We start from the raw sequence: 14,488 nt of genomic DNA on the forward strand, positions 1-14,488 counted from the left end.
GGGCAACTTATGCCCAGGCGGTGAGGAACCGTGCCGGCATGTCATTCTGATCCCGCTTCAGCGGGAGAAGAATCCCCTCCACTGGAACACACGCAAACGCAACGTAACACGAGCTTCAGCTCGAGACTTTGTAAGGGCTAAGCATTTATGGCGAGCTTTTATTTTAAAACCCATCCCCCGCCCCCCTTCCCTTTAAAAAAAGGGAAGGGGGCCGGGGGGTTAGGATCTTCAGCTTAAAAATTTTCGCATCCCGCTAAGCGGGATTATAAGTTTTAAGGGAAGTGAGCTACAAACATTTCGTCCCTGCGGGACTTTAAATTTAAATTGTCAGCTAGGGCCGGAATTCGACAATCCCCCTGCTCGTTCAAAATGACAGCCAGGGAAAATAGGCTTTTCGTTTTACAGACTACCGTTCAATTCTCTTTTTAAAAACTGACCTGTGTAGGATTTTTTTACTCGAATGATCTCTTCAGGCGTACCTTCGGCAATTATGTAGCCGCCTTTTTCACCGCCTTCCGGTCCCAGGTCAATAATCCAGTCCGCCGTTTTAATCACATCCATATTGTGTTCAATAACTACCACAGTATTACCCTTATCCACCAGCCGGTTTAAAACATTCAGCAACATGCGGATGTCTTCAAAATGCAGGCCGGTGGTAGGCTCATCCAGGATGTAAAGGGTGTTGCCAGTTCCTACTTTACTCAGTTCCGTTGCCAGTTTTACACGCTGGGCCTCTCCGCCGGACAGCGTGGTAGCCGGCTGGCCCAATTTAATGTATCCCAATCCCACATCGTACAGGGTTTGTAAGCGTCGCCTGACAGGCGGAATGTTTTTCAAAAAGTCCAGCGCTTCTTCCACGGTCATATCCAGCACATCGGCAATGGATTTACCTTTGTATTTAATTTGCAAGGTTTCGCGATTGTAGCGTTTGCCTTTGCACACCTCGCATTGAACATACACGTCAGGTAAAAAATGCATTTCAATTTTTTTTATCCCGTCGCCTTCGCAATGTTCGCAGCGCCCGCCTTTCACATTAAAACTAAAGCGGCCGGGTTTGTAACCCCGAATTTTAGATTCGGGTAATTGGCTGAACAGGTCGCGAATGGGGGTAAAGAGTCCGGTGTAGGTAGCAGGATTGGAACGCGGCGTACGTCCAATTGGCGACTGATCCAGATCGATCACTTTGTCGATGTGTTCCAGGCCGTCGATGCCCTGATGGGCCAGAGGCGTTTTCTTCGCTTTGTAAAAATGGCGGGCCAGGGCCGCGTAAAGGGTTTCGTTAACCAGGGTGCTCTTTCCGGAGCCGGAAACTCCGGTTACGCAGATCAATTTTCCCAGAGGAAAACGGACATCGATCTTTTTTAAATTATTGCCCTGCGCTCCCCGCACCGTTAAAAATTTTCCGTTGCCTGGCCGACGTTCAGCCGGTATTTCAATCGTCTTCTGGTGCGAAAGATACAGGCCAGTTAAGCTCTTTTTGTTTCTGGCAATCTGTTCGGGTCGGCCGGTGGCCACTACAGCTCCGCCATGCAAACCGGCCCGCGGTCCCAGATCGATCACAAAATCCGCTTCTTCTATGGTTTCGCGATCGTGCTCCACCACTAGCACGGTGTTCCCCAGATTGCGCAATTCTTTTAAGGTATGGATTAATTTTTTGTTGTCTCGCTGATGCAGCCCAATGCTCGGTTCGTCTAAAATGTACAAAACACCAACCAGTTGCGAACCGATTTGCGTGGCCAGGCGAATGCGTTGCGCCTCTCCCCCGGAGAGCGTGCCTGCCGTACGGCTCAGCGTAAGGTAATCTAACCCAACGTTGATTAAAAACTGCAGCCGTTGCTGGATCTCCTTTAATATCTGATGGGCGATTTGCCTTTCCTGGTTAGTCAAGCGCAAATGAGAGAAAAATGCTTTGGCCTCGCTGATGGACATCTCCGTAACCTGATGGATATTCTTGCCATTAATGGTCACCGCCAGCGCTTCCTTGCGCAATCTTGTGCCCTGGCATTCATCGCAAATTAAATTATTCATAAAACCTTCGATCCAGCGCCGGACATGAGACGATGCGGTTTGCTTGTAACGGCGTAGAAGATTGTTTACGATGCCTTCGTAATTGGAATACCACTCCACATAGGCTTTGTCGCGTTTGTAAACAAATTTTACCTGCTCATCGCCCGTGCCGTACAGGATAATGTTGCGAATTTCTTGCGGTAAATCTTTCCAGGGCGTATCCAGACTAAAACCCAACTTGCGCGCTAAGCTGGCAATCATCTCGTACAACCAGCCTTCATGGCGCCCGCTAAGCACCGTAATGGCGCCCTGATTGATGGAAAGCGACTCATCCGGTACGATCAAGTTCGGATCGATTTGAGTCAGCACGCCCAGGCCGTCACATTTAGGGCAGGCCCCGTAGGGACTGTTAAAAGAGAAGGTACGTGGGGCTGGCTCTTCGAAAGACAGCTGGCAATGGGGACAGGCAAATTGCTCACTGAAAAGTACATCCTGATCTTCATCCGGCTTATTAATGTAAACCAGGCCCCCGCTCTGTTTGATGGCCAATTCCACGGAATCGGTTAACCGTTTCTGAATATCGCCGTTAATCACCAGGCGATCAACCACCAGTTCAATATTGTGTTTCTTATTCTTCTCCAGGCTGATCTCTTCATCCAGGAAGCGGATTTGTCCATCCACTCTTACGCGCACAAAGCCATCTTTGCGGAATTGATTAAAAACCTCCTTGTACTCCCCTTTTCTTCCCCGAACCACAGGCGCCAGCACCTGAAAGCGCGTGCCCTCAGGCCAGCTCAAAATCGTGTCAACGATTTGCTGTACCGTTTGTCTTTCCACCGGTCGACCACACTGGTAACAGTGCAATTTACCAATGCGGGCAAACAGCAAACGCAGATAGTCGTAAATCTCGGTGACCGTACCCACCGTGGAGCGGGGATTGCGACTGGTGGATTTTTGTTCAATGGAAATGGCAGGTGACAAGCCTTCGATGTAATCCACATCAGGCTTTTCCATCAACCCTAAAAACTGCCGGGCATAGGCGCTTAACGATTCTACATAGCGGCGCTGCCCTTCGGCATAGATGGTGTCAAAGGCCAAACTGGATTTTCCCGAACCCGATAGTCCGGTGATGACCACAAATTTGTCGCGTGGTATTTTGACATCTATGTTCTTAAGATTATGTTCTCTGGCCCCTTTAACCAATAAATAATTCTTCTTGCTCATCGTTACCTTTGTTCATGCATTGATCTTTAATGGATAAGTACCTGAAAAATAATAATATAAAATGACAAGGGCAACTCATACCCCATTGTTTTTTAAAAGAAACTTGTGCGCAAAATGGACGCCCACACCACCTGCATTTTTAAAACATGGGTTTTAATATTTTAATCGCAGAAAGTTCCGTTAAAAAGGCTCGTCCTGATTCAGGTCAATCTTCCAATCCCAATGCCCAGAGCAATTTGCCAATTAAAAAGAATAAAACGGCCACTTCCGGATTTGGACGGTCCACTCCGCCCTTACGGACTTTTTATTTAAATAAGACTCTTATGCTTAACGGTAAGAACAGGCACCTTAACAGCGCGGATAACGCGTTCTGTCGTACTACCCAACAAAAGGCGATCGAGTCCCACCATGCCATGGGTTCCAATGATGATTAGATCCAGTTTCTGTTCTTCAACATATCTGGCGATCGCTTTGTGCGGTTTTCCTTCTGTAACCACTTTGGTTATTTTCACTTTTTTTAGTTCAGGAATGTTGCCAATGGCTTCATCCATCCGCTTTTCCACTTTCTGTTTAATATCCGGAATCATATCCAGTACTGATTTCATGCCCCAGGCATACAGCGCGGGATGGACTTCCTGTTCCACAGCATACAATAGATGCAATTCACATTGCGCATCCTCCATCCAGGCTGCCGCTGTTTTCAGAGCTTCCATGGAGGGCTCGCTAAAATCCATGGGCACCAGTATCTTGGAAAACTTCTCTTTAACAAAATACGCGGTACGCACCGTTAACACAGGACAACGGGCATAACGCACGACTTTTTCGGCGACACTGCCAATTAAAAAATGCTCCAGCCCGGAACGGCCATGCGTCCCGATGACCACCAGATCAAAACTATTTTTATTGATGTAACCCAAAATAGCCGAAGGGGCAGAATAGCCACGAATGACCTCATGCCTGATCCTTAAGTGCTTGTGGTGTTGCGTCTTTTTACGCATCTTGTCTAAAAGTAATTGTTCTATTTCGTGCTCTTCTGCTTCAACCTCTTTTAATTTTTCTTCCATCTCAAGCGGATCATCTTCAAAAAGCAGTCTGGCATGCAATACGGTTAGCTCCGCATCAAATCTGGAAGTTAGAATAAGAGCCTGATCCAGAGCGGCTCTGGCTGTATCAGAGAAATCGGTTGGTACAAGGATTTTTTTTATTTCCATAACGCTCTCCTCATCTTATCGAACGAGTGCAATTTAAGCATTGAATTAAAATGAAACAAAAGTTAACGGTTAATAATTTCGCCGTCAATCCATTTGCTTTTCCAATTTCAAATGTATTGAAAGGATGCGCCTTTTAATTTTTCATTTACAATTTAAAAAATTTGAACGAATATAAATTGTGGAATCTGGTAGAACATTTGCTTAAATTATTTATCATGAATGAGGAGCATTGGAAAACGATATGAAAAAGATATTGATCGTAGACGATGATAACTTGATCCGTGATTTGTTGTTTGAAATCTTTGCTGATAAAGGATACAAAGTGTTTGAAGCAGAAAACGGCAATCGTGCGCTTCAGTTATTGAAGGGCGAATCCTTTGATTTAATCATTACAGATATCATCATGCCTGACAAAGAAGGCATTGAGACCATCATAGAGATCAAGAAAAAATTACCTGCTGCCAAAATCATTGCCATGTCCGGTGGAGGGCAATTAGACGCCAACAGCTATCTTTCGATTGCCAAAAAATTAGGGGTTCAACATACCATAAACAAACCATTTGATCCACAGGAATTAATAAGGATCGTAGAGCAAATGCTGGAGTCCGGATCACCAGCCTGATTGATGTTTTTCGTGAAACATGAATGGGCTCAGCTAAAAAGCACCGAATCATACGAAATGTAACAACTTCTTACGCTTGTCAACCGGATTTATTGTTGAAGTTGGGCGTATTGTGTTTTCAAGGTGGATACTTACATTTTGCTAATTTTTTTAATATTACAAAAAAAACGGTCAAGTAAATTTGTTTTTACTGGAATTAGTGAATGCGGTGCCGCGGGAGCATTCCTTTTACATATTTTTTCAAGCAATTCAGTCATCATTTTTTTAATAATTCGCTTGATTTTTATTGGTAAAATATTAAAATGTAAAAGGGCGACTGAGTGGTTGTGAATAAAATGTGGGTAACTTTCACTTTTCAACAACCCAAGAGTCTTTGACCGATAAAAACAAAAACAAAATTTTGCCTGGAATTTCTAAATTTTTGTTTTTTAACGGATTAGAGTTTTTACATTTATTATTTAAATATAAACAACAAAAGAAAATTTTTGTGAGTTTTATTATTTAGAAAACTTAAGTTGTGGATAACTATAAGGATAAGGGAAGGAAATGGAGTCAGATTTAGCACAGAAATTGAATCCTGCCGAGAGTGTATGGAAGCACATCCAACAAATTCTGCGTGAATACATTAATATTCGTAGTTACAACACCTGGTTTGCCCCTATTGAGGCTGTGGAATTGAATGACCAGTTCCTCGAATTGCGCGTACCCAATCGTTTTTTTTGTGAGTGGATTGACAATCACTACCGCAAAGTTTTAAACAATGCCATTGTTCAGGTTCTGGGGGAGCACAGAAAAGTTAAATATCACATCAAAAACACCACTCTGCCTGATTCGCCATATGTAGCGACAGATATTCAACCCACGCCATCGGAGTTGAACAAGGTTTCTTTAACGCCCTCGGTGGTAGATTCCCCTTTTTACACGCGCATTAATGAGCGCTACACCTTTGAAAATTTCGTAGTAGGCGATGGTAATAATTTTGCTTACGCTGCGGCCAGGGCCGTTGCCGATTCACCTGGGAGAACCAATTACAACCCTCTTATTGTTTACGGCGGTACGGGACTGGGCAAAACGCATTTAATTCAGGCCATCGGAAACTATGCCCTGTTTAAATATCCATCGACCAAAGTCTTTTACACATCCAGTGAGACATTTACTTCGCATTTTATCAACGCCATTCAGCAGAATCGAGTCTCTGAATTTTCCGCTTACTATCGTTCCTGTGATATTTTGCTTCTGGATGATATTCACTTTTTTAGCAACAAAGGCAAAACCCAGGAAGAATTTTTTCACACCTTCAACGATTTGCATCAGAATGGCAAGCAAATTGTTCTGACTTCGGACCGGCCAATTAATGAATTGATGGACCTGGAAGAGCGTTTGATCTCCCGTTTTAAATGGGGCTTGATTGTGGATGTTCAACCACCGGATTTTGAGACGAGACTGGCCATTTTGCGCAAAAAGTGCGATGAGAGCAATCTGGATATTCCCGGAGACGTACTGGAATATCTGGCAGCCAATTTGGTGGAAAATGTTCGCGAATTGGAAGGCGCTTTAACCAAGATCATGGCTCAGGTTACCTTTACAGCAGCTGAACCTACTCTGGACCTGGCCCGGCAGATCGTCAATGAAATTGCACCGCCGGATAAAAAGGTTTTGACCATCGAATCCATCGTGGAATACACAGCCAAAGTTTTTAATTTGTCATCCGATCATTTGCGCGCTAAAACCCGCAAAAAAGATATTGTACGCGCCAGACAGATCGCCATGTACCTGGCCAAACAGATGACCAACCACTCCTTAATCACCATTGGCCTACATTTTGGCGGGCGCGACCATTCAACCGTTATTCATGCCATCAACACCATTGAATCTTTGATTAAAAAAGACAGCAATCTGAAAAATCAGATTGAGGCCATGAAGAAACATCTGGTTTACCAAAAATAAGCGGGAAATGGACGACTAAGACCGGTAACTTTAACTTCTAAGGCAACAGAGCCGCAACCAAAATACATTTACACAGGAATTTAAGTAACCACATAGTGCACAGATAAGCATTTTTAAATTAAAAATTTAAAATTACGAATTACGAATTAATTTGCGAAGGGGCAACTTATGCCCAGGCGGTGAGGAACCGTGCCGGCATGTCATTCTGAGAATCCCTTACATTGGCAGACCATTCGAAAGAACAATGTAACTCGTGTTTCAATCCGCCACTTTGTGAGGGCGAAGCATTTATGGCCAGCTTTTGTTTTAAAACCCATCCCCCGCCCCCCTTCCCTTTATTAAAAGAAGGGAAGGGGGCCGGGGGGTTAGGATCTTCAGCATAAAAATTTTCGCATCCCGCTAAGCGGGATTATAAGTTTTGAAGGAAGTATTCTAAGCCAGCAGACCGTGAGCCAAAACAATTTAAGTAACCTCAGAGGGCACCCGTCTTGCAGACGCAGCCGGTTGGAGTCAAGCGGAAATCTCGATCTTCGGGGACAGGCAAAGAAGTAATTTTTAATTAAAACCGCCTTTTTGTGCATACGCGACTTTGCTGGCTTCGCTGTGGTCGATTTCTGATTGTAGCACTTTGTCTAGACAAATCCGCAAAATTTACATACATCCTGTTATGAGGTAAGCTCCGATTTACACAAATACTGCTTTGTATAGCCCCACTCGTACAAAAAGTAAAACGGAGACTTTGAGAAAAATTTCTTGACAGAATATCAGAAAATAGCTATTTTACTATTGCAAATTATAGCAAATGATAGCAAAGAATGGCATGGATGATCTTCTGACAGCCAGACAGGTACAGGAGCTATTAAAAGTTGATCGCACAACCGTTTACCGCATGTTGAAAGATGGGCGGTTAAGCGGCGTGAAAATTGGCAAAAACTGGCGTTTTCCGCGTAAAAATATTGAAGCTCTTCTGCAGAACAAATCCATTGACAGAAAAACCGCACATGACCAGACGATTATTTTCCCCAAACATTGTATTCAAGGTTTACAGGACATCTTTAGCGACGTGGCCGGGGTTAGCTGTGTGACGGTAGATGCCCGTGTGCAGTTCTTAACGGATGTGAGTAATCCCACTCCCTTCTGCCAGGCCGTCCAGAGTACGCCTCAAGGACTGGCCCTGTGTCGCCAAAGCTGGCAGGAAAGCATTGCCAACAGAAAACATCCGGATCAATTTCAGACCTGTCACGCCGGACTCAGTTATACCGTGGCCTGTATTCGTTCAAAAGATTTATTCGAGGCCTATATTCTTTGCGGACAATTCTGCCGAAATGCTAAACAGAAGGAACGCATCAAACAATCAATACCAGAACTGGCTAAACGAGTGCAAGTTTCAGAACAAGAATTGAAGCGCTCAGCCCAAGAAATTCAGGTTCTGAGCCCCAGAGTCAATGCCAGATTAAAGGAATGGCTGGAAAAGCTGGCGCAATCGCTGATCGATCTGACCAGCGAGCGTAACAATTTGATACAAAAATTACAGCAGATCAATCAGTTGAGCGCTGTTCAGGAAAAATCTCTCACAAACCAATAAATTACTCATATTTCACCAATCAAAGGAGTTGTTATGAAACGATTTAGTCTGGTTACGGTATTGATCGTGCTGTTACTGATGCCCCTGGCTGTTTGGTCCAATGGCTTAAGCCTGAATAGCATTGGGCCCAAGTCTCTGGGAATGGGCGGCGCTTTTGTGGGGCTGGCCGACGATTACACAGCCCTTTACTGGAATCCTGCGGGATTAATCCATTTACAGGGGGCATATGTGGGCCTTTTTGTCACAGATGTTGTTCCCATGGCCACCTACAAGTACGACATGGCTCAAATTGACACCAAGGCCAAAACCAATCACTATCTTTCTCCCAATTTAATGGCTTACTGGACCTGTAAATTAACCGACAAATTAAAAATGGGGTTTGGCGCTTATGTTCCAGCCGGTTTGGGCGTTGAATGGGAAGGCAAGGATTTGATTCCTTTTACCATGCTGGATAGCAATGGCGATGGTGTTCCTGACACGCCGATGGGGCCGTATGAATGGATGTCTAAAATTGGCGTGTTTAATTTCTCTCCTGCGGTTTCTTTTAAAGCCAATGATCAGCTCTCTTTCGGCCTGGCCGTGAATATTTTTTATGGTATGTTTGATATGAAACGCCCGGCAACCTTAAGAGATCCGATGACTGGAGCAGTGGCTGGATATGCTCAGTATTCCGAGAGTTCCAGTGGACTGGGCTATGGCGTTACGCTGGGCATGTTGTACAAATTTTCCGAACGATTCAGCTTTGGTTTAAGCTTTAGAACCAAAACCAATGTAACCATGAGTGGCGAGGCAAAAAATCCGGGTATGGCAGCAGCCGGCTATGCCACCAAAAGCGATTTTGATCGTGATGTGGCCTGGCCTTTGTGGCTTGCCGGTGGTTTGGCCTTTAAACCAACCGAGCAGTTAACGTTAACGGCCGATTTACAATGGAGTCAGTGGAAAGAGAGCGAAAAAAACTTTACCACTAAATTTAAAGATGCGGCCTGGAAAGCAGGCAGTGAAGCCACAGGTGAAAATATTTTCCATCTATACTGGGAAAATGCCTTACAAATTCGAGTAGGTGCAGAGTACAAATTGAACGAAGCCATGGCCCTGCGCGGCGGCTGGTACTACGATCCGGCTCCGGCTCCGGACAAAACCTACAATATTCTTTTCCCAAGCATTACCTACAATGGGGTAACCGTTGGCGGTTCCTACTCATTGGGCGCGTTGCGTTTCGATGGCGGTCTGGAGTATCTGTTTGGCAAAGAACGTGTAATCACCTCACCTGGCGCTTACGGCGCTGTACCCGGTACGCACAATATGAATATTTTTGCCTTTAGCGTTGGCGTAGGGTATCAGTTCTAAGGTAAGTTTTCTTAAATTCACTTTTTTTGATCATCCGGGAGGAGGACTCTTCTCCCGGATGTTTTAAAATGAATACTTCAATCTGCAGAACAATGCTTTGCCAATCCCGCCAAATTCTGACAAAGCACCTCCGTTACTGATAAAAGCGATGATGTAAACATCTACGTTGGTTAAAACCGACCAGGCAATCGAAGGGGCAATAACATGCGAATGATCATCCGGATTGATCAGGGCGAAAACGTCTGCTCGTACCAGGGGATGTACATCGTAAGCCAATTCCTGAAATAAGGACCAGCGAGAAACCGTTAATAGCCCGATTTTCTGGGCCTGTAGCTGATAGAGGCCGGCGTTTTGTGTCAGCCCGGTACGATTGTAAAGCGCTTCGCTGTGGATGTAGAAGGAATTGGGAAAAGCGTAATCGGCCGAAAGAACCATTTGCAGATTGTTCTTTTTGTTGTCGCTTAATGAAGGAAAAAAGGGGGCGGGGGAGGGCAGCTTACCACTTTTGTAAAGAGGTTCGCTCCAGCGTAATTCTCCGCGAAAGCCGGCATCCTTAATATACCCCGACCAGGCCAACCCCAGAGCTTTCCGCCTGTGATGGCTAGCGACCAAAAAATAAATATCATATTCCCCTGAGTGTGTGGCCCACAAAAAGGCCATGGTCTGCTTTTGCGCTGAGCGAGCGGGTTGGTAGGCCAGTTCCAGATGGGACAAGGTTCCGGTAAAATATTGAACGCGAATGGCATCCGAACCGGGGCGCTCTTCGTAATCGAAATCAAGAATGGAAAGCGGATTAAACAGATCGATGATGTTCCAGACCAGGCTGGTGCCCCAGGCGATTCGCTGGCGGCCTGCCGTAACCTGCCACTTTTCTGCCATAAAATCCAGGTAAAGCCGATCGAGTTCAATGTAGCTGAACCATTGATTGGAATCGATCAGTTTGCGGCCAAGGTCGATTAGAGGATAATGATGAATGATCTGTTTGCTAAAGTCTGGATATTTTTGCACAGTCTGACCGTAATAAGTTCTCCAGCGTGTTTCAGCGTAAACGGTTAACCGGGACGTCATGAAAAATTGGCTATTCAATCGACCGTGAATCAGGTGATCGTTCAATCGGCCATGGATTTGCGGCAGTTTTGAGTTGGAATAGAGATATTTGACGTAACCAGACAGTGCGTAGTCGAAGGGGAACGCGACGTCTGGCTTTAAAAAAGCGCTGAGCATCAGGAATACCATGCCCCAGAGACGGTTACGGTACACTTTGCAATCTGGCATCATAAAGTCCATTATTAATGTTTGAGCAAAGAATGTCGGTTACGTTTGTGTTTCCACATTCTCTTTTCCCGTGTCTTGTTCAATCCTTCCATCGTGAAGGGTAATGACCCTGCGGGCCCGGCGAATGACGCGTGCGTCATGGGTGGAAAAGATGAACGTCATGTTAAACGCTTTGTTCAATTGTTCCATTAAGTCCAGTAAATCGTCAGCGGATTGGGAATCCAGATTGGCCGTTGGTTCATCGGCTAAAACGAATTGCGGTCGGGAGGCCAGCGCCCTGGCTACCGCCACGCGTTGCTGCTGCCCACCGGAAAGCTGACCTGGCCGGTTGTGCATACGATCGGCCAGGCCCACAGCCTGCAGCAATTCCTTTGCCCGACGCTGACGTTCTTCTTTAGGCACGCCCTGTAAAAGCATGATGAATTCAACATTTTCCAGAGCCGTAAAAACAGGGATCAGATTGTAAGCCTGGAACACAAATCCAATGTGGTGCAGCCGGTACTCTACCAGTTTACTGCCTTTTAACTCGTTCAGCTTTATGCCATCCACCGTTATCTGGCCAGCGCTGGGTCGATCTAAACCGCCGATCATATTCAAAAAAGTGGTTTTGCCGGAACCGCTGGGCCCCACAATGGCCGTGAATTCGCCTTTTTCAAATTCAATGGTCACCTTGTTTAAGGCTTGCACCGGAACAGCCGTGGTGTTGTACACTTTACTCAGATTTTCTACTTTAATCAATGCCATGGTCATCTTCTCCTTGTTCCTCATTTTAAAGTGTGCGAATGGCTCTGGCCGGTTCCAGACGAATGGCCTTAATGGCCGGCATCACGGCCGCTGCGCTGGCGGTGAAAATGATCAGAACCGTCAGAAAGGCGTACAATTCGGCCGGCAATGTAGGGTAGAGAATAGAACCGGTGCCGTACAATTCAAGACTGGCCTGAAATATCGATAGATTAATGCCCGAGTGATTGGTCAGGTAAATGGTCAGTCCTCCGATGATGACGCCCACAATCCCACCGGTAATGGAGAGCATGATGCTTTCCAGCAGGATCATGGTAAAAACACGTATTCTCTTCATGCCGATGGCCATCAGCATGCCCAGTTCACGGATGCGATCCACCACCGACATGAGCATGGTGTTGGTGATGCCAAACAGCACGGCAAAGAGAATAAAGACCAGAAAGAAATAGGTGTAAAGAATCATCAGATCAGCAATGAAAGCGGTTTCTGGAGAACGCTCTTTCCATGATTCTACCAGGAGCCCGGGAAACCAGCTTTTGAGCATGCTTGTCTTCTCCTTCAATTGACTGGCATCGCTTAAACGGATGGCGATCTCATGAACGACCGGGCGCCCGATATTGTCCGCCAAAAATGATTGTTTCAAAAAGACCGTTCGTTCGTCAAAGGGGGAAGATTCTGTTTTGAATATGCCCACGACGCGGCAAGCGATATTGACCAGCTCGCCGTTCAGCCCTTCAAAACCGAGCACCAGTTTGGAGTGAAGGCGCAAATTTAAACGTCGGGCCAGCTTTTGACCGATGACAATGGAATTTTCTCTGGGAGAATTAAAATAGCCGCCCTGCACGATTCTCTGGTTAATGGTCGTTACCTGCGCTTCATCGTTGGGATTAATGCCGAAAATTTCCACCGGGTAGGAGGAGGTGGCAGAGGAAGCCATGCCCAGGAACCGGGTACGGGCCGAAATACCCGTTAGCCCTTCGCTTGATTTTAATTTTTGAATGATTTCATTGGAGTTGGGAATGAAGCGTCGCACGCTCTTATTTTCATCGAATTTGGGATGGTGAATTTGAATGTGCGCCAGATCGCGATCAATGGCCGATTTGACCATCGAATCGCCCATGGCGACCATCAATCCCCCGGAAAATAGGCCGCCCCATAGTCCAAAGGCGATGGCCAGGATGACAATTAAACTGCGGGTTTTATTGCGCCAGACGTTTTTCCAGGCCAGGGCCAGTAACATAGTCACCTCCTCTCAGGCATGTAATGCATTGTGTGGTTCCAGTCGTTTAATGAAAAAGAGCGGATAAATGAAGGTGGCAAGGGCCAGTAAAAAGACCACCAGGGCCTGGTTGAAAAAGATGGTCGGATCGGAACTGAAGCTGAAGATCGGTTCCACGCCGAACAATTCAAACGATTTGGCCGCTTCACCTGTAAAGTGGATGGGATGATGGGTGTAGTACAAAACGATGGGAAAGGCTCCTGCAATGCCGCTTAAAGCCCCGGCTAAAGAGATAAAGATGATTTCTCCCAGGGTGACCAGCAATAGTCGGCTCTGTTTCATGCCCACGGCGATCAAAATGCCAAATTCCCTTCTCCGTTCATTAATCATCATTACAATCGTGCCAAAGAGGCCAAAAGCAATGACCACGTACAAAATGGCCAACATCAACATGCCAGAAATATTGTCTAACTGAATGCTCTGGTACAATTCGGGTAGCATGGTTTGCCAATCCAGCAAGCGGTAATGAGGGGGAATGTGTTTTAAAAGCTGACTTTTAGCCTGACTCAAATGGCGGTTTCCTTCTAACAGGATGGCCACTGAGGTCAGACGCCCGGGCATTAAAAAGATGTCCTGCGCTGCCTTGAGCGGGAGATAAACCATGGTGTTGTTCAATTCTCTGACCGGGTATTTGATAATGCCTTTTACCGGTAAAAGAGCGGCAGCAATTTGTCCATGATAAGCCTGACCATAAAGCACCAGACTGTCGCCAGGGGAAAGACCGAGCATCCGGGCCAGCCCCTTACTGATCAGTACCGCATAGTCATCTTCCTGTAAAAAGGCGCCCTCCACCAATCGCGTTTGCAGGCCCGTGGTCTGGTTTTCGCGTTGAGGATCGATGCCAATCACCTGGCCTACACGCGTGGTTGTTCCAAACGAGAGTAGGGCAAAGGCCTCCAGACGCGGGGCAACGCCCGTTACGTGAGGAAGATTGGCTAAGCGGTCGAAATCGAGGCTGTCCTGGAGCAAAGCGTTTTCCAGAGAGCGTTTTTCCCAATAGAGTGGATTCTGGATCTGCAGATATCCGGAGTAAAAGCGGGCCGTAGAGTGGATCATGTAGTCATACGAACCCAATTGCATGGAGCGCGTGTTGATGGCGGTAATGACGGCAAAGAACACAGAAGCCACGGCAATCAGGGTTCTCCGCTTATTACGCCAGATATTTCGCCAGCTTAGGTGAATGTACATGATTACCTTTCTAACAGTAATTTGTTTTTAAACCATTTATGGTTGAAGGCAGTTTGAAGTGA

At 46.0% G+C, this 14,488-nt stretch carries 10 protein-coding genes; 4 read left to right on the forward strand and 6 right to left on the reverse strand.

Annotation, left to right across the window (positions count from 1 at the left end):
* Positions 1–399: 399 nt before the first annotated feature.
* Together uvrA and ACWB0I_RS16215 are read right to left on the reverse strand one after the other, a co-directional pair.
* A complete protein-coding gene (uvrA, locus tag ACWB0I_RS16210; protein WP_479389126.1) occupies positions 400–3,231 on the reverse strand; it encodes an excinuclease ABC subunit UvrA in 2,832 nt (943 codons plus the stop codon).
* A 308-nt stretch (positions 3,232–3,539) separates the two neighbouring features.
* Positions 3,540–4,442 (reverse strand): universal stress protein, encoded by a 903-nt coding sequence (locus ACWB0I_RS16215; RefSeq protein ID WP_479389127.1) that lies wholly within the window; start codon positions 4,440–4,442, stop codon positions 3,540–3,542.
* A 241-nt stretch (positions 4,443–4,683) separates the two neighbouring features.
* Between ACWB0I_RS16215 and ACWB0I_RS16220 the strand changes: the two genes are divergently transcribed.
* From ACWB0I_RS16220 to ACWB0I_RS16235, 4 genes are all read left to right on the forward strand, one after another.
* Positions 4,684–5,064: a response regulator gene (locus ACWB0I_RS16220; protein WP_479389128.1), complete on the forward strand. Its 381-nt coding sequence runs from the start codon at positions 4,684–4,686 to the stop codon at positions 5,062–5,064.
* Positions 5,065–5,610: 546 nt separating this feature from the next.
* Positions 5,611–7,011, forward strand: a complete 1,401-nt coding sequence (gene dnaA / locus ACWB0I_RS16225; RefSeq protein WP_479389129.1) for a chromosomal replication initiator protein DnaA — start codon at positions 5,611–5,613, stop codon at positions 7,009–7,011.
* An 820-nt stretch (positions 7,012–7,831) separates the two neighbouring features.
* The gene (locus ACWB0I_RS16230; RefSeq protein ID WP_479389130.1) at positions 7,832–8,596 is read left to right on the forward strand and encodes a PocR ligand-binding domain-containing protein; all 765 of its coding nucleotides are present in this window, start codon (positions 7,832–7,834) and stop codon (positions 8,594–8,596) included.
* A gap of 33 nt (positions 8,597–8,629) precedes the next feature.
* Positions 8,630–9,943 carry an OmpP1/FadL family transporter gene (locus tag ACWB0I_RS16235; protein WP_479389131.1) on the forward strand — a complete coding sequence of 438 codons (1,314 nt, stop codon included), beginning with the start codon at positions 8,630–8,632 and terminating at the stop codon, positions 9,941–9,943.
* Positions 9,944–10,006: 63 nt separating this feature from the next.
* Here ACWB0I_RS16235 and ACWB0I_RS16240 read toward each other — a convergent pair whose 3' ends face one another.
* Genes ACWB0I_RS16240 through ACWB0I_RS16255 form a run of 4 tightly spaced genes read right to left on the reverse strand, consistent with a single transcriptional unit; the run spans position 10,007 to position 14,426 of the window.
* Positions 10,007–11,221, reverse strand: coding sequence for a hypothetical protein (locus tag ACWB0I_RS16240; RefSeq protein WP_479389132.1), 1,215 nt, complete (start codon positions 11,219–11,221; stop codon positions 10,007–10,009).
* A 36-nt stretch (positions 11,222–11,257) separates the two neighbouring features.
* A complete protein-coding gene (locus ACWB0I_RS16245) occupies positions 11,258–11,962 on the reverse strand; it encodes an ABC transporter ATP-binding protein (RefSeq protein ID WP_479389133.1) in 705 nt (234 codons plus the stop codon).
* A gap of 25 nt (positions 11,963–11,987) precedes the next feature.
* Positions 11,988–13,199, reverse strand: coding sequence for an ABC transporter permease (locus ACWB0I_RS16250; RefSeq protein WP_479389134.1), 1,212 nt, complete (start codon positions 13,197–13,199; stop codon positions 11,988–11,990).
* A 12-nt stretch (positions 13,200–13,211) separates the two neighbouring features.
* Complete coding sequence (locus tag ACWB0I_RS16255) at positions 13,212–14,426, reverse strand: ABC transporter permease (protein WP_479389135.1); 1,215 nt, start codon at positions 14,424–14,426, stop codon at positions 13,212–13,214.
* Positions 14,427–14,488: the final 62 nt, after the last annotated feature.

The organism is Caldithrix sp. (assembly GCF_056497305.1).

What these genes read in the sequence shown, in the direction of transcription:
- uvrA (WP_479389126.1), bottom strand. Translation starts at nt 3,231, where the DNA reads ATGAGCAAGAAGAATTATTTATTGGTTAAAGGGGCCAGAGAACATAAT.
- ACWB0I_RS16215 (WP_479389127.1), bottom strand. Translation starts at nt 4,442, where the DNA reads ATGGAAATAAAAAAAATCCTTGTACCAACCGATTTCTCTGATACAGCC.
- ACWB0I_RS16220 (WP_479389128.1), top strand. Translation starts at nt 4,684, where the DNA reads ATGAAAAAGATATTGATCGTAGACGATGATAACTTGATCCGTGATTTG.
- dnaA (WP_479389129.1), top strand. Translation starts at nt 5,611, where the DNA reads ATGGAGTCAGATTTAGCACAGAAATTGAATCCTGCCGAGAGTGTATGG.
- ACWB0I_RS16230 (WP_479389130.1), top strand. Translation starts at nt 7,832, where the DNA reads ATGGATGATCTTCTGACAGCCAGACAGGTACAGGAGCTATTAAAAGTT.
- ACWB0I_RS16235 (WP_479389131.1), top strand. Translation starts at nt 8,630, where the DNA reads ATGAAACGATTTAGTCTGGTTACGGTATTGATCGTGCTGTTACTGATG.
- ACWB0I_RS16240 (WP_479389132.1), bottom strand. Translation starts at nt 11,221, where the DNA reads ATGATGCCAGATTGCAAAGTGTACCGTAACCGTCTCTGGGGCATGGTA.
- ACWB0I_RS16245 (WP_479389133.1), bottom strand. Translation starts at nt 11,962, where the DNA reads ATGGCATTGATTAAAGTAGAAAATCTGAGTAAAGTGTACAACACCACG.
- ACWB0I_RS16250 (WP_479389134.1), bottom strand. Translation starts at nt 13,199, where the DNA reads ATGTTACTGGCCCTGGCCTGGAAAAACGTCTGGCGCAATAAAACCCGC.
- ACWB0I_RS16255 (WP_479389135.1), bottom strand. Translation starts at nt 14,426, where the DNA reads ATGTACATTCACCTAAGCTGGCGAAATATCTGGCGTAATAAGCGGAGA.